Origin of the sequence: Paenibacillus sp. FSL P4-0176, from assembly GCF_037975265.1 — a bacterium.
Lineage (GTDB): Bacteria > Bacillota > Bacilli > Paenibacillales > Paenibacillaceae > Paenibacillus > Paenibacillus amylolyticus.
The window spans coordinates 638,863-659,554 of the sequence record NZ_CP150242.1; the positions used below are offsets into that span (position 1 = coordinate 638,863).

14 protein-coding genes are annotated in these 20,692 nt (G+C 49.2%); 11 read left to right on the top strand and 3 right to left on the bottom strand.

Annotated features, from left to right (window positions below; translation table 11 throughout):
* Nucleotides 1-58 precede the first annotated feature (58 nt).
* Together MKY95_RS02995 and MKY95_RS03000 are read right to left on the bottom strand one after the other, a co-directional pair.
* On the bottom strand, nucleotides 59-1,687 hold the full coding sequence (locus MKY95_RS02995; protein ID WP_339196828.1) for a response regulator: 1,629 nt from the start codon (nucleotides 1,685-1,687) through the stop codon (nucleotides 59-61).
* Between the two features lie 5 nt (nucleotides 1,688-1,692).
* On the bottom strand, nucleotides 1,693-3,522 hold the full coding sequence (locus MKY95_RS03000) for a sensor histidine kinase (RefSeq protein WP_339196830.1): 1,830 nt from the start codon (nucleotides 3,520-3,522) through the stop codon (nucleotides 1,693-1,695).
* A gap of 143 nt (nucleotides 3,523-3,665) precedes the next feature.
* Here MKY95_RS03000 and MKY95_RS03005 point away from each other — a divergent pair, with 143 nt between their 5' ends.
* From MKY95_RS03005 to MKY95_RS03055, 11 genes are all read left to right on the top strand, one after another.
* Nucleotides 3,666-4,547 carry a sugar ABC transporter permease gene (locus MKY95_RS03005; RefSeq protein ID WP_036607341.1) on the top strand — a complete coding sequence of 294 codons (882 nt, stop codon included), beginning with the start codon at nucleotides 3,666-3,668 and terminating at the stop codon, nucleotides 4,545-4,547.
* Complete coding sequence (locus tag MKY95_RS03010; protein ID WP_036607337.1) at nucleotides 4,547-5,383, top strand: carbohydrate ABC transporter permease; 837 nt, start codon at nucleotides 4,547-4,549, stop codon at nucleotides 5,381-5,383. The genes MKY95_RS03005 and MKY95_RS03010 overlap by 1 nt, the downstream gene beginning before the upstream one ends.
* Nucleotides 5,384-6,031: 648 nt before the next feature.
* Nucleotides 6,032-7,330 carry an ABC transporter substrate-binding protein gene (locus tag MKY95_RS03015; protein WP_036672088.1) on the top strand — a complete coding sequence of 433 codons (1,299 nt, stop codon included), beginning with the start codon at nucleotides 6,032-6,034 and terminating at the stop codon, nucleotides 7,328-7,330.
* Between the two features lie 433 nt (nucleotides 7,331-7,763).
* Nucleotides 7,764-8,330, top strand: coding sequence for a TetR/AcrR family transcriptional regulator (locus MKY95_RS03020; protein WP_036607516.1), 567 nt, complete (start codon nucleotides 7,764-7,766; stop codon nucleotides 8,328-8,330).
* Between the two features lie 60 nt (nucleotides 8,331-8,390).
* Complete coding sequence (locus MKY95_RS03025; protein WP_083669871.1) at nucleotides 8,391-10,382, top strand: alpha/beta fold hydrolase; 1,992 nt, start codon at nucleotides 8,391-8,393, stop codon at nucleotides 10,380-10,382.
* A 93-nt stretch (nucleotides 10,383-10,475) separates the two neighbouring features.
* Entirely contained in the window at nucleotides 10,476-11,423 is a 948-nt protein-coding gene (locus MKY95_RS03030) for an aminopeptidase (protein WP_076254680.1), read from the top strand.
* A gap of 715 nt (nucleotides 11,424-12,138) precedes the next feature.
* Complete coding sequence (locus MKY95_RS03035) at nucleotides 12,139-12,558, top strand: chemotaxis protein CheW (protein ID WP_169480758.1); 420 nt, start codon at nucleotides 12,139-12,141, stop codon at nucleotides 12,556-12,558.
* A gap of 227 nt (nucleotides 12,559-12,785) precedes the next feature.
* The gene (locus tag MKY95_RS03040) at nucleotides 12,786-15,989 is read left to right on the top strand and encodes a DEAD/DEAH box helicase (protein WP_076319479.1); all 3,204 of its coding nucleotides are present in this window, start codon (nucleotides 12,786-12,788) and stop codon (nucleotides 15,987-15,989) included.
* A 46-nt stretch (nucleotides 15,990-16,035) separates the two neighbouring features.
* Nucleotides 16,036-16,848, top strand: coding sequence for a hypothetical protein (locus tag MKY95_RS03045; protein ID WP_083669870.1), 813 nt, complete (start codon nucleotides 16,036-16,038; stop codon nucleotides 16,846-16,848).
* A gap of 407 nt (nucleotides 16,849-17,255) precedes the next feature.
* Nucleotides 17,256-18,230, top strand: a complete 975-nt coding sequence (locus MKY95_RS03050) for a M15 family metallopeptidase (protein WP_076319478.1) — start codon at nucleotides 17,256-17,258, stop codon at nucleotides 18,228-18,230.
* Nucleotides 18,231-18,464: 234 nt separating this feature from the next.
* A complete protein-coding gene (locus MKY95_RS03055; protein ID WP_076319477.1) occupies nucleotides 18,465-18,866 on the top strand; it encodes a RidA family protein in 402 nt (133 codons plus the stop codon).
* A 627-nt stretch (nucleotides 18,867-19,493) separates the two neighbouring features.
* On the opposite strand, the gene MKY95_RS03060 is transcribed toward MKY95_RS03055, so the two are convergent.
* A complete protein-coding gene (locus MKY95_RS03060) occupies nucleotides 19,494-20,558 on the bottom strand; it encodes a copper amine oxidase N-terminal domain-containing protein (RefSeq protein ID WP_076319476.1) in 1,065 nt (354 codons plus the stop codon).
* Nucleotides 20,559-20,692: the final 134 nt, after the last annotated feature.

Sequence of the window (20,692 nt, forward strand, 5' to 3'; positions counted from 1 at the left end):
GTTCCAAAATAAACAGCAAAAAAGGACTCCGTTGGGGGTCCTTTTTGAGTTGAAGCTCCTACGTTCCAGCCTCCAATAATGTTTTACGATATTCCGCTGGCGTGATGCCCTCCATTTTTTTGAACACTTTGCTGAAATACTTTTCGTCCTGAAATCCAACCATCTCAGAGATTTTGACGACTCGAAGGGAAGGATTTTGCAGTAACAGCTTGGCGTTGTTGATCCGCAGTTTGCCCAGATATTCCGACCAGTTCAGACCAAAATGCTGTTTGAATTTACGGGAAATATACTCCCGGCTCAGATAGAAACGCGCGGCAATCTGCTGTAAGGACAGGTCCTCCTGATAATGGGCGTCCATATAACGTGCAATCTCACTCATGGGATCAGGATTGGCGTGGTGGTGAGCGGTGAGCGCCTTTCCTGCGGCAAGCAGTCGTTGTTCCAACAATGAACGAAGCAGGGGGAAAGATAACAGTCCTTCAGCGTCCAAAGGTAACTCGGCAAAGGGAATAGACTGTTCCTCCGTCACTTCTTCCTCATGGAATGACGAACCTGCCGTATCATCAAGCCAGCGGCTCAGCATCCATTCCAGCTCCTCGATCCATTGTTGAATCTGCTCAGCACTGACAACCGCAAGATCAGTAATCGGGTCAAGCCACTCGGCGACCGCAGCAGATACACTGGAAGCCCGGCAGCTCATGGCTGCCATACGCAGGGGTTCTTCATGGGCGGTTAAACGCCTCATTTTATTCCCAATTGATGATTCCACTGAGGCATGGATTCGCTGTTTAATTTGCACAGCATTACGTCGCCACAACCTTGAACTTGCTTCCAGATAGGCCGCTGAGATTCCGCCAGGGTAAGACTCACAGGTGGAGATGCCAAAATGAAGCCGGCGCTGAATCGTCTGCTCCAATCCATGATTGACCTTGTCCAGAATATCTTCCAATGAAGTGGATGGACCCCAATGCAGCAGAACAATCTCGTCCGGTTGATCCAACTGACGAAACATTACGCCTTCGTCTGGTGTGGATAACATCTCGGCACAGATATTGAGGACAGAGAACACAAGCAGGTCCGGTTGACTGCGGTATTTTGCCAGACAATCTGCATCCAGATGGGACAGGCTGGTGACAGCGACACTACAGACAGGGATTAGACAGGGGAGATTTAACTCATCCTGCAATCGCTGCATGTGTGATGGGCTGCTACCTCTTCCGACGGCAAGTTCGGTGAGTAGACGATCCTGGTAGTGGGGGCGCATTCGATTAACAACAATGGATTGCCTGGTGGATTGTATCCGAATGGCGTATTCCTCTTCCCAAGCTGTAACGGCCTTTAATAGAGATGCATTCAGCTCATCTGCTTCCACAGGTTTCAGGAGGTAGTCCATGCCACCATGCCTGATTGCATGCCTCACGAGTTCAAAATCATCATATCCGCTGATAACCAGCACCTTGCTGTGTGGGGCATGAGCCGATATCCATTCAAGCAATGCCATACCGTCCTTGCCCGGCATCCGCATGTCACTGAGTATGATTTGAGGTTGATGTGCCGTGATGGCGGCGATGGCTTCATCCCCGTCTGCTGCTTCAAGTAATGTATCAATGCCAAACTCTTCCCAATGACCAAGCAACCTTATGGCATCGCGGACATGTTTTTCATCATCTACAAGCAGTGCCTTCATGTTGTTCACTCTCCCGCGTATAGTTTAACCGTGATCTTCACACCATTGGGTTCCCGATTGCTGATCTCAAGCCTGGCTGAGTGACCGGGATGTGAGTTCAATTGAAGTCGGCGTATTACATTTCGTAGACCGATGGATTCAGACTCGTCGGATTCTTGTGTGGATAACCCGGTTGTTGTATGACTTGGATGTAGCCATCCGCGGATCTCCAGTAATTTTTCTTCAGGTATGGAGGGGCCATTATTATTCAGTTCTATTTCAATCCAATGATCGTTGATCCGGCGGCTGGACAGGGATATGTGACCTTTGCCAGGCTGAATATCTGCTCCATGTTTAAAATAGTTCTCAATTAAAGGTTGTAACGTCATTCTTGGCATTTCGACAGATAGGGTATCTTCGGCAAAATCCAAATCCACCTCAAGGCGGTCACCAAACCGCTCCTGCTGTAGTTCCAGATATAATCGGGCATGCTCCGCCTCTTCGCGTAAGGTTACGCAGGTCTGATCCCGCATGCTGTAACGCAGCATTTTGGATAGGCTAGAGAGTAGTGTATACGCCCGTTGTCCTTGCTGTTGAAGGGCGAGTGTACCGATCGATTGCAGTGTGTTATACAGAAAATGCGGATGAATCTGCGCTTGCAACGCTTTGAGTTGATTTGTCTTATTGGCGATCTCGAGTCGATATTCCCGCAAAATAAGATTATTTACCGTATCCATCATATCCCGGAAATGACGAGCGAGCACCCCGAATTCATCGCGACTGGATAGATGGATATCCACATGCAGGCGCCCGGCTTGAATCTGGTTCATATACCGCATGAGTTGCTTGAGCGGACCGGTGATTCGGATGGAGATGAACAAGGTTGCAACAATGACCAATGCAAGTGCCGCAATGGCAATCATCGCGTTATTCCACGTAAGTGTGGTGGCTCTGGCATATAACGTCTCATTCGGGATCTGTTTGACGATGGTCCAATCGGCGTATGTGCTGCCAAGTTGCTGGTATACATACATGGAACGATCCTGTTCAAAATGCCCTGCAACATTCTGGGCTGTACCTGCGCCAGATCGCGCGATATTCAGTTCACTAGCCGTTTCCGCTCGTAGTGCATCCGTATGATTGACCTCGGAACGACCTTGGTAAATGATCTGATTCTGACCATCCACCACATAGATCTGTTCCTTAGCCGGATCATACAGCCTGCTACAGATTGCTGCAATGGTATTCATATTCAGATCAATGGCGAGTACACCCAGACGCTCAGTGGACGGAATATCCTTGATCACCCGATGCAGGGTAATGACCGTTCTGGCAGGGTCATCGGGGGAGGCAGCCTTGAATCCGTACGTGTGACTCATATGGGCCGATTCCACCCAGATATCCGGGCTGTCACCGCTTGTTTTTCCATGAAGCGAGCCGGAATAGGCCTGTTTGCGTTCCTCCCGCTTCGGAAAGGGATTTGTAATTAAGGTGGATTGATTGGCGGCAAAAGAGTGCAAATACAGCTGGAATACATCCGGCACAGCCGCGCGTATTGTCTGCAAAGTGGTATACACTTCGGCCACCGCACGATAATCACCAGGAATTTTTGCCAAGTTACGCAGAAAGTTCGGGTCGTTATACACAGCGAGCGACGCTCGGGCCACGTTATCCACATAGTTATTGAGATTGGTGGACGCTTGGTAGATCAGGCGTTTGTTCTCTTCCACAGCCTGTTCCCGTAGGGCCGTTTTGGTCTGGATAAACGTCATGCTGATCGATGCGAGCAGTGGAAGGGTGGTAGCAATGAGCATAAAGGCAATCAATTTGGTGCGTATACTGTAGTATTTGGACATCGGAATACCCCTTCTGGTTGCAGGTTTAGAGAGGACAATATTTTACCCCCAACTGTTCACAAGGGTCGGTGTTTCCCTCGGCGATAATGGGGTTTAATAGAAAAAGAGACCAATTTCATCCATCTATAGAAGGGGAGAACGATATGAAGCATCGCAAATCTTCACAGCTGTTACAGCAGCTTGTGTTCGTGGGTCCCTCCATCGTGTTTTTTATTCTCATCATCGTGGTCCCTTTCCTGCTTGGCATGGTGTATTCCTTCACGGATTGGAACGGGGTATCCGAGAACATTAATTGGGTAGGGTTCGATAACTTCGTGCATGTTTTTGCGAATGATCCCAAGTTCCAAACGGCGTTTTGGTTTACGGTACGCTTCACCGTGGTTGGTGTGGTACTGACCAATGTGATTGGTTTTTTCCTGGCGTATTTCCTGACCAAACCGCTCAAGACGAGAAACATTCTGCGTACGATCTTTTTTATGCCTAACGTGATCGGTGGGTTGTTGCTCGGCTTTATCTGGCAGTTCATATTTGTGAAAGGGTTTTCAGCAGTAGGCGATGTAACCGGCTGGTCCTTCTTCAACCTTCCTTGGCTGGGAGACGAACCAACCGCCTTCTGGGGAATCGTGATTGTGTTTGTATGGCAGACCGCAGGATATCTGATGGTCATCTACATCTCATCTCTGACAAATGTATCCCCTGATCTGCTGGAAGCTGCCGAGATTGATGGCGCAAGTCGCTGGCAGGTACTGCGGAGCATCATTCTTCCGCTCATTATGCCGGGTGTGACAATCTGTCTATTCCTGGCGATCTCCTGGTCGTTCAAAATGTTCGATCTCAATCTGTCACTGACCAAAGGTGGACCGTTCGGATCGACAGAGTCGGTTGCACTTAATATTTACAATGAAGCCTTTGTAAATAACAGATATGGCATCGGAACCGCCAAAGCGCTCGTGTTCTTCGTAATCGTTGCCATCATCACCATGATTCAGGTACGTCTGACGAAGAGCAAGGAGGTAGAAGCCTAATGGAGACGACAAAAAATTACCGCTTCAGTACCATTGTAACCGAGATTGTCATGGTACTCCTTGGACTTTTATTCCTGGTTCCGTTTTACTTCCTGTTCGTGAATTCGGTCAAAACCTTCGGTGATCTACTCACCAATTCGGCTGCATGGCCGGAAGTATTTCAATGGGGCAACTATGCGAACGCCTGGGAGAAAATTAACTTCCCGTCCGCGCTGATGAACTCGCTTATCGTTACTGTGGTCAGCAATCTGTTGCTTGTGCTGATCAGTTCCATGGCCGCGTACCGAATGGTCCGCAGCGATACCCGGTTCAACCGTATTTTGTTCGGCATGTTCATTGCCGCGATGGTGATTCCGTTCCAGTCTATCATGATTCCACTTGTTACTGTAACCAGTAATCTGGGATTGATCGACAGCCTTGGCGGCCTCATTATCTGTTATCTTGGTTTCGGGGCACCGATGTCTGTCTTCCTGTTCCACGGATTCGTAAAATCCGTCCCACTGGAGATTGAGGAAGCAGCCCGGGTGGATGGAAGCTCGGTCTATGGAGTGTTCTTCCGGATTGTATTTCCACTCATGAAGCCGATGTATGTAACCGTCATTATTCTGAACACGCTTTGGATCTGGAATGATTATCTGCTACCATCCCTGATCCTGCAAAGCTCCAACCTGCGTACAATCCCGATTGCGACCTTTGCACTCTTCGGTCAGTATACGAAGCAATGGGATCTGGCCTTGCCGGCACTTGTGCTCGGTATCATGCCGATCATTATCTTCTTCCTGCTGATGCAGAAGTACATCATTCAGGGGATTACGGCTGGATCAGTTAAAGGGTGAGGGTGCGAGTGCAGGGTCGCTGTGGCGGAGTGCGAGTGCAGGTCGCCGCGGGATCAAGTTGCGCTTTCGGTCGCTGTTGCTCCTCGGTGGCCTGAATGTATTAGGGCAAGGAAGCCACCGAGTATCAAAGGCGAACGCTCCGCTCCTACATCGCATCCTGATCCCTTTGCTCCCACCTCGCATGGAGGTGTGCAAAGGGAGTCATGCCCGCATAGCTTGGGCATGACTCCTAGGGAAGGGAAAGCATCGATAAAGAGAAAAGAGCAATAAAGGGAAAAGACCAAGAAAGAAGCTTGTATAGCCAGGAACCTCTTCTGCAGAGTGAGGGTATGCTCCCTGTTCAAAGCGCTAACGAATCCAACGCATCTTAATAGGTGGATAATCAAGGAATACAAATTGTAACGAACCTCAGTAACGTTATTCTGGTGTAAAACGGCGTCAGAGGCTTAAAATTCGACCAAATCGACGAAATAACGTCGCTGTGATTCGTTATAATGGGAACCTGTGCAAATAGGTGCGAATAGCTTGCGCTCGGTTCGTTAGAATGAAAACACACTTCAAGGGAAGGTTATTCTGTCATCGGAGTGCCAGTGTAAATATTCATTAGTGGAACGGTTATACTGAAACTACTATAGGGAGAGTGTATGTATGAAAAGAATGACAAAGTTGACGTTGCTTATGCTGATTGCTTTTTCGGTAATGCTCGCGGGTTGTGGCAATGGGGACAAGAGTGGCAGTCCGGTCAACACGGATACTCAAGGTGGTGGCGAGGCTGCTGCTGGAGATAAAACCATTAAAATCTTCCAATTCAAAGTCGAAATCGCGGAAGCGCTCAACCGTCTCAAAGCGGAATATGAATCCTCCCATCCAGGCGTCAAACTGGACATTCAGACTGTAGGTGGCGGCAGTGACTACGGTGCTGCATTAAAAGCCAAGTTTGCCGCTGGCGAACAACCGGACATTTTCAACGTAGGTGGTTATCGTGAATTGGATACATGGCTTGAATATCTGGAAGATCTGTCTGGAGAATCATGGGCCAAGGATGCACTCGAAGTAGCCAAAGAGCCAATGACCAAAGACGGCAAACTCTACGGACAGCCGCTCGCGCTGGAGGGTTATGGTTTCATTTATAACAAAGACCTCTTCCAAAAAGCAGGTATTACCGAAATTCCAACGACACTGGAACAATTGGATCAAGCGGCACAGAAACTTCAAGCCGCAGGCATTACCCCATTCTCTAACGGGTATCAGGAGTGGTGGGTGCTGGGCAATCATAACGTAAACGTCGCATTTGCCAATCAGGCAGATCCGGTGAAATTCATTCAAGGGCTCAACGAAAGTACGGAGAAGATTCCTGGCAACCAAGTGTTCGCCGACTGGATCAACTTGCTCGACTTAACGCTGAAATACAGCAACAAAAACCCGCTGACAACCGACTACAATACGCAAGTTACGTTGTTTGCGAGTGGAGAAGCGGCGATGATGCAACAAGGAAACTGGACTCAAGTACAGATCGATGGAATCGATCCAGATCTGAATCTGGGTATCCTCCCAATGCCAATTAACAATGAACCCAATGACAAATTGTTTGTCGGCGTGCCGAACTATTGGGTTGTGAACAAGAATTCCCAAGTGAAACCGGAAGCAAAAGAGTTTTTGGAATGGCTCGTAACTTCGGATATCGGGAAACAATACATGACAAAAGAATTCAAATTCATTCCGGCGTTCAGTTCCATCACGGCATCCGAAGAGGATCTGGGTGACCTCGCCACAGAGATCATGAAGTATAGCCAGGAAAATAAAACACTCAGCTGGAACTTCAACCGTTTCCCTGAAGGGGTTCCACAAGAGTATGGTAGCACGATTCAGGCTTACGTTGCAGGCAAATCGGATAAAGCCGGATTGCTCGACGCATTGCAACAGAACTGGGATAGTCTGAAAAAATAATCCGGATCATGGACGGTATCCACAGGTTACCGAAAACTGTTCAGAAATCTTCGGATAGAAAAGTTAGTCTATCGGATATATGAGTTAATTGAAACGGGCCAACCAGAAATTTTATTCTGGTTGGCCTATTTTTGTTTTACCGAGGAGCCAATGACGCTCTCTGAAAAGTTCAAAGTCGGTTATATCCCTGAAATGTGGATAACCCGAGAGTAATTTAACGATCTAATGACTTATTTAACACAGAGTTAATACTATATGTGGATATCCTGTGTGTATTACACTCTAAATGTGGACAAGTATGGAGTAGTTGGAGTGGGAGGTCCTCTTTTGTTAACAGGAATACTTGTTTTCAACTGATTAGTACTGTATAGTACTAAATATGACAAATTCAAAAATGAATACGGGACCCGCCAAATCCAAAAGTTCCAATCCGGTGAACCGGACCAAGGCAGTTGAAGTGGCGGCACAATTATTTCTGCGTCAGGGGTACAGCTACGTTAGCATGGATGAAGTCGTGCGAGTGAGTGGGGTATCCAAGTCAAATATTTATTATCATTTTAAAAACAAGGAGGAACTGCTCCAGGCCGTGGTTCAATACTGGATTGCCCAGTATGAGTCGGAGCTGTATCTGCTGCTCAGTCAGCGTGAGCGAGGAGTAGAGGAGCGTATATACTCATTCATGGCATTACTGTCGGCAGGCATTGAGGGCCGAAATTACGAAGGGAGCTGTCCTTTTGTTACGTTATATATGCAGACACCGGACAGTGCACCCCAAGTGAAGGAAAGCATATCCAGATTCTTTCGTGAGCTTAGACCTATGGTGGAGAAGTTGTTTCAGCAAGGTTTGGATCGCGGTGAATTTCGCAAAGAAATCGAACCGGGACCAGCTGCGTTGTTGTTTATTGCAGCACTGGAAGGTTCACTAATCCTAGCGGGAACTGCCCGTGATGTAGGGATTATAGAACAATCGGCGCGTACGTTTTGTCAGATGCTTCGTTAATCGAAGCTCTTTTTTTGAATATAACTAGTACTATAAAGTACTAAAAGGGGCCGTAACACAATGATTGTACATACTAACCGTGTATCCAATGAAGAAAACACAGCAGCACATTCAACAAACATGAATCAGGTAATAAGTAAGTCTGATATGGCAAGTACGACCATTTTTATGACAGGAAGCACAGGTTTTATCGGCAAAGAAACGGTCAAACAACTCACGCAGGGAGACGCACAATTGCTCTTGCTGGTTCGTTCGGAACAGCGAGCCAGAACTGTGCTGAAGGCTTATGGAGTGAAGGATTTCAAGCGGATTACCTTTATTACAGGTGATTTATCCATGTCGGGTCTTGGCCTTACCGCAGTAGATCGGGAGCGTGCTCTTGAAGCAAATGTGATCATTCACGCGGGTGGAACGATGGACGTCACTTTGGAACGAAAAGTAGCCGAGCAGATATTCATGAACGGGGCCAGAGAAGTGGCACAGCTAGCACAGGAAATCCACTCTACTCATGGATTGAGACACTTTATCCACGTTGTTGGTTATATGAGTCCTTATGGAGAGCGGAATGAACAGGGGAATTATCTACAGGTTGAGCATGTGGATAACAATGAAAGTGCATATGAAGAGATGAAGTTCCATGCCGATCTGCACATTCGCGAGCATGCTGAACAGCATCACTATCCCTTATCCGTTGTAAATCCGAGTACAGTGGTTGGGCCACGTCCCACAGGTGAAACCGAGCAAACGGGTGGGATTGGGCTGCTCATTCAGGCGATTCAGAAAGGACTTATGCCGGTAGTGCCGGGAGGTTCATCCTATTGGTTACCGCTTGTGGAGAATGACCTTGTTGCACAGACGCTTGTTTTTCTATCCAGTGAAGCCGCTCCAGTCGGAGGAACTTATCCACTGTTGGCGCGGAGGGAAGACAATCCCAATATGAAGGAACTGCTGCAACTCTTGGCGCAGCAATTGGACGTACCCAAGCCGAAAGGGGCTGTGCCACTACCATGGATTCAATGGATCATGAAATCAGGTGGTTCACGCATCAGTGGTGTTCCAACGGAGTCGGTTGCTTTTATTACCAACAGGTCATTCCCGGTTGAAGAGACGGAGGCTCTGTTCACACGTATGGGGCAATCCTGGCCGGACATCCGGGAACAGCTTCCGCTGGTTACAGCCGATCTAGACTATCGTCTTCGGTATACGCCGTTACCTGAGGGTTTTCCGACAGATTATAATCGGTCTCGAAGTGGAAATATGGCTATGCTTGGTTGGGAGGGTGAGGGAGAGCCTTGGATTATTGTACATGGTTTGCTTCAATCTGCGGATGAGATGTTACCTTTAGGAAAACAGCTTAGGGACCGGACCGGGAACCCGGTATGGTTAATCGATCTCGCTGGATTCGGACGGTCTCCGGTGCATCAGGGGGATGAAGCGTTTGAAGGTCAGGTGGATGCACTGCTTACGGCTCTTGGCGAGTTTGAAGGTCCGGTGAAGCTGGTTGGTCATTCGATCGGGGCTGCTATTGCAGCTGCGGCACAGATGCGTAGCGGGCGGACAGACATTCGACTGGGGTTGCTTCAGCCAGTAGCTAACAATTCGAATCCGAATGTGCTGAGATGGATTTCTCGTTTGCCAAGAGGGGTGATGCGCTCCCTGCTGCGTGGCAGATCGGAGAAAAGTTGGAATCAAATGTTCAGTTCACATAGCGGCGTAGGCGACAGCAGTGTTATGGCCGATACCATGGGCAAGAGAATACGCTCCAGTCTCCAGTCCCCTCGCATTGCAGGAGCACATGCAGACTTATTGCGCTGGATCCACTCGGGTCAGAGGAAAGGCGCCAGATCAACGTTGTGGGCGAAAATGGAAAGTCAGCATTATGCCAAGAATGTATTAGTTGTATGGGCCAATCAAGATCAGGAATATCACTATCCCCAGGATATGAACTCACAGGTCAAACGGATAGATGTACCCTATGGACATTACTTTCCGACGTTTCAGTATAAGGAAACAGCTGCAATTCTCGCCGAATGGGCCGATACCTTAAGGTGAGTTCAGGTTTGGACATGCAGGAATCCCGTGCCAATTGTCGAAAGGGTCAAGTCGACTTTTGAGAGCTGAACCAAAGACAGGAGAGATGAATGTATGAGCAAGCAACGTGTGGAAATCAGTAAAAATGTGCTAACCGAATGTCTCGGACTGCGTAGCGGAGAGAATCTGGTAGTTATCGCAGACGATATGAAACGGGATCTGGCTGAATCCATCTATGAGGCAGGCAAAGCACTTGGTGCAGAGTCGGTCCTGTTAATCATGAAGGAACGCAGCAGATCTGGAGAAGAGCCACCTGCGCCGATTGCAGAGGCCATGATTCGAGCAGATGTAGCCGTGTGTGTAACAAAATATTCAGTAACACATACCCAAGCACGCAAAAAAGCCGCTGCTTCAGGGACCCGAGTGGCAACCATGCCTGGCATGACAGAGGATATGTTTATGAACGGAGCCATTACAGCTGAATATTCGCAAGTAAAGGCGTTGACCGAGAAGGTAACGGCTCTATTAACCGCAGGTCGCCATGTGCGAATAGAGAAGCAGGGCCATAGTCTTTCCTTTTCCATTGAAGATCGTAACGGTGTACCAAGCACAGGTATGTATTTGAACCCTGGTGAATCGGGCAACTTGCCGTCAGGAGAAGCTTATATTGCTCCCGTTGAGGGCAAGGGCGAGGGCAGTATTGTTGTAGATGGTTCCGTTGCTGGAATTGGGGCACTCCGTGAACCGATGCTATTGACCGTTAGTGAAGGACGGTTGGTGTCAGCTGAAGGACCTGATGGGGCTCAATTACTGGAAACGCTGGGTGAGGGGGATGGTCGTTTTCTCGGCGAATTCGGGATCGGTACCAATAACAAGGCACGAATCACGGGTGTGGTGCTGGAAGATGAGAAGGTGTACGGCACAATTCATGTGGCCTTTGGCAGCAATAATACATTTGGTGGAACGATTGCCGCAGGTGTTCATATTGATGCAGTTGTACAAAAGCCGGACGTGTACATCGATGACAGGCTGATCATGCGTCAGGGTGAATTGGTCGAATAACTACAGCGAAGGAAATTGGGCATGTCCACAACGTGTCCACAGTAATGGATAACTGAAGCGGAAATTCGGATTTTACGTCAGATTTACAAACAAATACACAACATGTCCACATTAAATTAATGAATATCCACATGAAACGCCAAAGATATCCACAGCATGTGTGCAATATGTGCACAACTTATCCACAAATCAGGTATAACTCGTGTTTTCATGCGATAAAACAGTCGTTTTGGAGTAATTAAACAAGTTATCCACAGGAATAACGCTTTTTTGTTCCAAGTATTTGAAAACATAGAAACAGATCCATAATATATGGGGATAAAAAAGACCAAAAATCGGCATAAAGCTGATCTTTGGTCTTTTTTTGAATATAATTTTTTAATCCGATGTCAGGTTACTTACGCTCAATATTAAAACGACTGATTTCCACCACCCTCCACAGCAGGGCAAATGAGCAGAGCGGAGACAGCAACCGTAATGCAACGTCTGTTGAAGTTGGCAAAATTGATCTGAAGCCTAAACATTTGATCAAAAATAACCGATACACCAAAGTAACATCTAGTGGGACGAAAGTACCTGTGGTGACTTGGTGAATGCGAACCACAAGCAGGTCACTTAGCCAAATAAAGTGCTCTTCATGTGGTTTTGTTTTTATATTTTATAATGATCTGATTATACGGAATGAGAGGATATGGGGATAACTATGGACGAGGGAATGCAATATATTAATTTTTCGGTAGGAGACCAGATCTTTGCACTACGAATTGATGAAGTTCATGAGATCATCAGAATGGTACAGGTAACAACAGTTCCATTTGGAAGCCCGGAGATCCGAGGTTTTGCTTCGCTGTACGGTAAGGTCGTTTCGGTGGTGAGTCTTCGTGTATTGTTAGGCATGCCAGACCAGGAGGATACCACTTCTACACGTATTATTGTGGTGCCTTACAAAGGTGGATTTGTACCGCTTATCGTAGATATGGTCGATTCTGTCGTAAGTTATGATCGTTTCGAGGAACCAGCTGAGGAACACCGCCGTTTCATGCTTGGCGTTTTTGACAAGATCGGGTTCTGTGAAGATCATCGTGCAGGTATTTTGAACCTGGATGTATTGCTGGGCAGCTTGATCAGATCATAGGAGTATAACGATCCGTAATTCTTTCAATATTCAGTATTATCCTTCGGTTTACCCAAATGTTCCTCATCCGCTTTTAGGGTGAAGGGACATTTTTTTGTGCCTCTAGGGCGTTTTGAGACACCCCCTAACCATCAGAATAACCACTTTTTGTGGGCAAAGGTTTTTAAATCCGGTCATTTTCGTATATGATGGAGAGTAACAATGCGAAGGGATGACGGGAGACTTTAATGATGCAATCGCTGTATGGAGTATGGCTTGGTGACGTATTTTTTTGTTTTTCCGGTGAAACATCGGAACCACGTGTGGATGCATGGAGCCACGTGGTAAGAAGGTTGAATTTTGGCGACGGGGGTCGTCTGTTTCAGCCTGCCGCTCTGCGTCTTGCGGAGCTGCGCTGGCCGAATCCGCTGAGGAACACGGCTGAAGCGAAGAACACGAAGCGGCGTCAACTGCTGGGACGCACATTGGAAGGATTGGCAGTCTCGCCTAAGGATGCCTTCAGGTTGCTGCTGCAATGGGATGACCGTTTGTTAAATGCAGCCGGAATTCAGGTTGGAGAAGAGATGCGTTACTGGATCAAAGCAGCGCAGTTCACACAGGAGCTGCTGTTGCGGGGAGCAATTGCTCCATCGGCTGAATTCGCAGCAAAGACCGGAGCACGGCGACGGACCGGGCAAGAGACATTAACAGGTGTATGGCGGCCACGCTTGCAGCAGGAGGAGGACATCGAACGCTTCCGCGATCTTGCTGAAGCGATGCCTCCGATTGGATTGGCTGCTCCTGGAGCTTATGCTTCATTGGAACCGGAAACGCGTGAAGAAGCAGGGGCTGCGGTATTATTTTCATTCATGAGTGGCATGATTCATGCTGTAGTGACAAGTGAACTGGAGGGCATGGACAGTGAACTGTCCCGTTACCGCACCCCATATCGACGCGGATCTTCGCCAGTAGCCGAACTCTGGTGGAACAGTCTGATCTCGATGTTCCGTCCTGTGACGGTGCAAGGGCCGACGGACGATATGACAGCGTTTATTCATACGTTGCAAGAAGTTGGTGGAACGTCAATGCCAATCGTGGGAGCAGAAGAGATGGCACCTGCTGAAGGCCAATTGAAGCTGGTGCTCCGCTTGGAGCCACCGCTGGGCGAACATGAAACGATCTGGGGGATCAGCTTTTGGGCGGACAGTGAGCAGGAACCAAGCTTGAGGTTGCCTGCACGGACGATCTGGGCACATCCAGAGCGAGATCTGGACCGGGGGAAGGTGTTATATACCTCGGCGGCAGAGCAATTATTGATGGCACTCGGGCAAGCAGCAGAAATGGCACCTGAACTGGAGACGGCGCTGCTTACCGCTCGTCCGGAGGAAATTAAGCTGGAGCAGCAGGGTTTCTTTGAGTTTCTCACGCATGCGGTTCCACGTTTGCAGAAGGCCGGGATAACCGTTCTCATGCCTTCAAGGTGGAGTCGAGCCGGGAAACGTCGTGCGGGACTGCGTCTGCAGATGTTGAATCGGGGAACAGAGCGGTTGCCTGGAGCCACATCGGCACTGGGCATGGAACAATTGGTTGCTTTCAAAGCGGAGCCTATGCTGGATGGTAAACCGGTCACGGCGGAGGAACTGGCAGCATTGGCTGAATCCACAGTTCCGTATGTTATGTTCCGTGGTGAATGGATTGAAGTGGATACAAAAGAGATTCGCCAAGTCCTGCGTTATATGAAAAAAGAAGAAGAACAATATATGCCTCTCTCCGAATGGCTGCATCTGGCAGCGGATGAAGGGGAGGATTCCGCATGGAAGGGCCTCTCCGTCTTTGGTGCCGAATCTGATGGGATGCTTGCTTTCCTGCTCGATGGACAGGTGCTTCGCAGCATTGAGCCTCGGCAGGTTCCGGCAGAATTGCATGGTGAACTCAGACCTTATCAGGAACGAGGTTACCAATGGTTATCCGCGATGCGTGAGCTGGGCTTTGGCGTATGTCTCGCGGACGATATGGGACTTGGGAAGACGATTCAGGTAATTACCTGTCTGCTGGACCGCAAACACGAGGAACGCCAGGCAGCCGAAGAGGAAGCCCGTGAGAATGAGCTGTTGAATGGATCAGATCATTCTTTCCCGGCGGATCAGCACACGCATGAGCAGCCTGTTCATCTGCCTGCACTTATTGTGTGTCCTACCTCGCTGCTTGGAAACTGGCAGCGTGAGCTGAAGCGGTTTGCCCCGGATCTGTCGCTATATATTCATCATGGCGGACAACGGCTGCACGGGAACGAATTCCAGGCAGAAGCGCAGACGCATGACATTGTACTGACGACCTATCATCTGGCAGGCAGAGATGGACCGGATCTGGCTTCGTTGCACTGGTCCACCATTGTGCTGGATGAGGCACAATATATTAAGAACTACCGTACCAAGCAAGCGCAAAGTGTGATGCGTCTGTCTACACTTCATCGTATTGCGATGACAGGAACGCCTGTAGAGAACCGATTGAGCGAACTCTGGTCGATTTTTCAGTTCCTCAATCCGGGGTATCTGGGCACCGCTTCATCGTTCCGTCAGCGTTATACGGGACTGGGACCATCTGAAGAAAATGCAGCATCATTGCGTGAGCTTCATCGTTTGGTATCTCCATTCATGCTGCGCAGGCTGAAAAGTGATCCGGATATTCGCAAGGATCTGCCAGAGAAGCTTGAACTGAAATCGTATTGTTCTCTAACCCCGGAGCAGACGGTGTTGTATCAACGTGTGGTGGACGATCTGATGGGTGGTCTGGATGGCAGAAATGGCATCGCCCGTAAGGGAATTGTTCTGTCCTCTCTGACCAAGCTCAAGCAGATCTGTGACCATCCGGTGCTGGCGGACAGCACTCGGAAAGACCATGGCAAGGCTGAGGCATCCGGTAAGATGGAGCGTTTGCTTGAACTGCTGGACGCCATCCGTGATAACGGGGAATCTGCCCTGATCTTCACGCAGTATGTTGCCATGGGAGATCTGTTAGTGTCGAGGTTGAAACAGCGATACGAGGAAGAACCTTATTTCCTGCATGGCGGTGTATCGAAGTCGCAAAGAGACGATATGGTGGAGACTTTCCAAAAAGGAGAGGGACCATCCATGTTTGTTCTATCTCTTCGTGCTGGAGGTGTAGGTCTGAATCTGACACGCGCGAGTCACGTGGTTCACTATGATCGGTGGTGGAATCCCGCGGTCGAGAACCAGGCGACGGACCGTGTATTCCGAATTGGGCAGAATCGCAACGTGCAGGTGCACAAGCTGATCTGTCAGGGAACACTGGAGGAACGGATTGATGAACTGATTGAGAGCAAGAAGGCACTCTCCGAGCAGGTCGTTGGTTCGGGTGAGAATTGGCTTACCGAGATGTCGGATGATGAGCTGCGTGGCCTGATTTCTCTTCAGGGTGAGACGTGGCTGTGACCTTGAACACTCAGAGGAATATAGATGATGAGAAAGGGGGATTATTGTGAGCGAAAAATGGAAGATCGAGCTGCATATGTCCCCCGGTGGATGGACAGCAGAAGTAAATACAGCAGCGGAAGCCGACCAGGAAGTTTCCGTTTCCGCTTCCGCTGTTGAGGGCAAGACCGGATCGGCCGCAGGCATGTTCACGGTCACGGGAACGCCCGCCCGACTGAGCGAAGCCCAGCGCGAGGCTGTGCTGGCTCAGCTGCGCAAGCGCCCGCTGACGCTGTACGCCCTGCTGCGCGGCGGCCCGGCGTCCGAGGAGCTCGCCGGGCTGCTGCCGGCTGCGCAAGCGCCCGAGGGCTCGCCAGGTGCAGCAACGGCCAGTGCGGCCGTGGCATGCACCTGCGGCCGCCCGGGCTGCGCGCATGCCGAGGCCGCTGAGCGCGCCGTAGCTGCGCGCCTCGCGGCCGAGCCGCTGCTGCAGCTGGCGCACGCCGGCCTGCCGCGCGAAGCGCTGCTCGCCGGCGTGCTGGGGGCATGGGCGGAGGAACTCGCCCATGATCCCAGCGGCCCCGGCCGCGCAGCGGAAACGGCTGGCCGCCCGCAAGTGCGGGGCGGCGAAGGCGGCGCTGCCGTCGGCGAGTGGATCGCCGAGGCTGCCGCGGACGGCGCCATGCACCAGCCGGGGCCGGGCTTTGGCGCCGTTGAGGTGCGCCTCGCGCAGCCGGGCAAGCCGCCGGTCTTGCCGGAGCTGACTGCGCTGCTGCCGGGCGTGCCGGCCACCGCAGGGCTGGATTTGATCCGCGAGCGTGTAGCCGCGCGGATGTGGCAGGCTGTCCAGAAGAAGACGGACAGCCCGGCAACCAAATGATGCACTCACTAGAGCGGGGGAGATCTCAGATCACCCCTGCTTGTTTTTATTGCAGCATGTTGCATTATTTGATTTAATTCATTTCCCGATACAAGATGAATTTTGTCTTTATCCAACAATGCTAATGCTCATTAATAAAGTGCATCTCGGTATAATCAATTTTTTGCATATTGGATATATGAAGGTATATTCCCATTTTAATTCTATTGTGTACAGCACGGGGATGTTGCTCTAAAAGTCCAAAAAACGATCATACAGGCTGTACAGCCCGTATATGTTCATTCGGATCTCTTCTAAAGGAGGTCTTTACCGGTGGAGCTTCGCTCCCAATTAAGGTATACTGTCGCAGGGAACATTGCACGCAGAGAACTATATAACGTTTATATTATTGCGATAGGAGTTTTTACATGAAATCAACTACAGGAAGACAGCGCCGCATGGTGGTTATGCTGTCCTCATTGATGATATGCGGAGCATTGCTTGCCGCGTGCCAGAACGGTTCAGGCACAGAGGAGAGTCAGAATCCGAATGGAACAGGTAACACACAACAGGAGACGGACGGCACAACGGTTCATTTTACGGAGGATAAAGGAACGGATGGCGACAATGCTGGCGGTGATGACACATCATCTTCTGGCAACAACGGTGAAGGCACGGATAGCGAGTCTGGGAATGCTTCAGCGGGCGAAGGGCAGGGCTCTTCGGACAATGGGAATGGTGGGACAGCGGAGGATCCATTGCTGGAGAAACGCAGTATCAGCGCACTGCAAACGACGATTGATGCACAATCTGTGGTGACCAATGCCGAGTCTATGACCGTCATTGTGAACAAACAACGGAGTCTGCCTGACGGTTACGAGCCGGACGATCTGGTAGAGCCGAATGTACCGTTCTCCTTCGACGAACCACACGAGAAGCGGCATATGCGCAAGGAAGCTGCGGAGGCGCTGGAGAAGTTGTTTGCAGGTGCAAAAGCGGATGGCATTGAGCTTCGTGCGGTGTCCGGTTATCGTTCATATCAGCGTCAGGTATCCATCTATAACAATAATGTCAAAACCAAAGGTCAAGAATACACAGATCGTGTGAGTTCTGTGCCAGGCCGAAGCGAACATCAGACGGGTCTTGCCATCGATGTATCGAGTCCGAGTGTGGGCAATGTGCTGGAAGAGGTATTTGGCACATCGAAGGAAGGCCAGTGGTTGGCTGAACATGCTGCAGAATACGGATATGTCATCCGTTATCTGCAAGGTGAAGAAGATACCACAGGTTACGTCTATGAGCCTTGGCATATCCGGTACATCGGTACAGATTTGGCACCGGATGTGGCGAAGAGTGGGTTAACTCTAGAAGAATACTTCGATGAGGCTAATATCAAGTTGTAATTTGGATGTTTCATCCTTAAAGAAAAAGACAAGATACTATTTCTCATAAATCCCCGAATGAACCGTCCTTGATCTAATCAATGGGCAGTCATTCAGGGGATTTTTTTCTGTTCAAAAATGATGTTGGAGTTAAGATAGAATTAAACTTGATTCCATTGTCCGAGATACTGGGGGACTGATATAATTCAAGTTTAATCTGAAGAGACAAATACAACCAAAGCGAGGGACGAGAGAATGAGCAGACAGCAGGTATTTACGGGCTCCCCATGGGAACCATTGGTGGGATATTGCCGTGCCATCCGTGTAGGGAACCGAATTGAAGTGGCGGGTACAACCGCGATGCAAGATGGTGTAGTTGTTGGGGCAGGTGATCCGCATGCACAGACAAGGTTCGTTTTGCAGACGATCGAGAATGCACTGAAAGAACTGGGGGCTGACATGTCGCATGTGGTGAGAACCCGGATGTTTGTGACCGATATCTCCAGATGGGAGGAAGTTGGCAAGGCGCACGGTGAATTTTTTGGACAGATCCAGCCTGTAGCCACCATGGTTGAAGTTAGCGCACTCATTGATCCCTTGTTGATGGTTGAGATTGAAGTGGAAGCGATTGTTGAAGATGAAGTCACAGCCGATTGATTCTGACGGTTATCCGGATGATTTCTAAGGAACCCAGGACGTCTTATTTGGCGATAAGGTCCTCTAGCTAAAATGTAAGGAACATCAGACACGTTATTTCCCAAATTACTCTGATAAAAATGCTATAAACCGCTATTAATTCAAATTAGCGTGCCTGAGATTCCTTAGATTTCTGCGGGTACTTCAAATCCTTGAATTAGATGCCTCAGATTCGTTAGCGTTAACTCCGCTTGCTCTTACATTCGGTAAGCAATGTATTTCGTATGCAGTGCACATCGCATGTGTCTGCTCCGGACAAGTTTCAGATACCCTTCGGTTTGAAGCAGTTTGTAGACACACTCTAAAAAACCAAAACAAAAACAAAAACTAAAAACCAAAACCAAAAAAAACAACCTTATCCATACCTGTCAAAAGACAAGTGGATAAGGTTATTTTGAATTGACTTCGCCGCCTGACCGCACGGCTGAGCTCTTGATGCGCCAAACTCATTACACCGCGCGCCAGGAGCTACATGCGGATGGCTGGTCATTATGACGCTCCACACTCATGACCCCGCGCTAAGCGATGCACACGGTCGTCTGCAACAACATATAACATGTGTTTCAGCCAGACGTTTTTCCAACCGTATTATTTCGCTTCCAGCTCTGCTGCAGGTGTTTCAACAACCACTTTCCAAGCTGTTCCGATTGGAGGCAGGCTGCGTGTCAACATAGGGCTGTAGAACCCAATGACTTTAGCGCCTTTGGTGAGTTCTTCAGCTTTCACCGTTTCACCTTCGTGGTTCACGATCAGCGTGTCTTTAGCAATGTTCAGCACGACATGGTCAGGAGCTGTTTCTGTTAACCGTGTACCTGTAATCTCAATCTGTGAGATGCTGCCTTCAGCTGTTGTTACATTTTCAATCGTACCAGCTGTCCCCAGAACGTCTTTCAATTGTGATTCCGCAGCGTCATCCAGCACAGTGACTGTATAGGTCGGCGTTTGTGGTGGCAGACTGCGGGTGGTGATCAGGGAATGCTCAGCTTCCACGTTCATGCCAATGGCCAGATCAGTCAGTGCAATCTCTTTTCCCTCAACTGAGATGAATTTTGTCTCATCGCTCAGATTGAGCACAATACCATCCGTACCTGCACCGCCAATCTGGATGGACTTATATTTATCTTGGTTCGAGATTCTGGTAATTACACCACGTTCAGTAACCGTCTTCACGTCCTCTTCACTAGAGATAGTCACTTGATTCCCCGTTGTGTTCACTTGTCCATGCAGTGCTTTCTCAGCAAAAGAAACCGGCACATACAATTTGCCGCCTGTGATTTCGGGCGCTGTACCCAGCGTGAGCGACATTTTATTCACGGAATATTGATCCTTGCCTGTGATTACCTGTGTCCAGAGAGCACCGCGAGTCAGCTCAGCAGTTTTAGTTTCTTTATTCCATTCCAGTTCAATACCCAGTGCGTCGGTAAGATCACGCAGCGGGATCATGGCTACTTTGCCATCTTTGTTCCAATAACCATCAGAGATGGTTGCACCATTCACGGATACGTTTACTACACTCACTGCGTTACTATCTGCTGAAACGGATGTTTGATGGACTGGTTTTGTGTTGTCCAATGTTGCTGCATAAGCGGCTCCACCACCCAATGCCATGGATAGGGCCATCAGTGCACTTACTTTTTTCATGTTGTTGTTCATCAATATTCATCCCTTCTAATCTGTGTACTGACGCGGTAAAATCTTCCTTAGGGCCGCGCTTCAAGTTAATAGACGGGACAAATCATCTAAGTGTTGCAGTTGAAATGCAATGAATGTAAGCGGTAGGTTAGTTT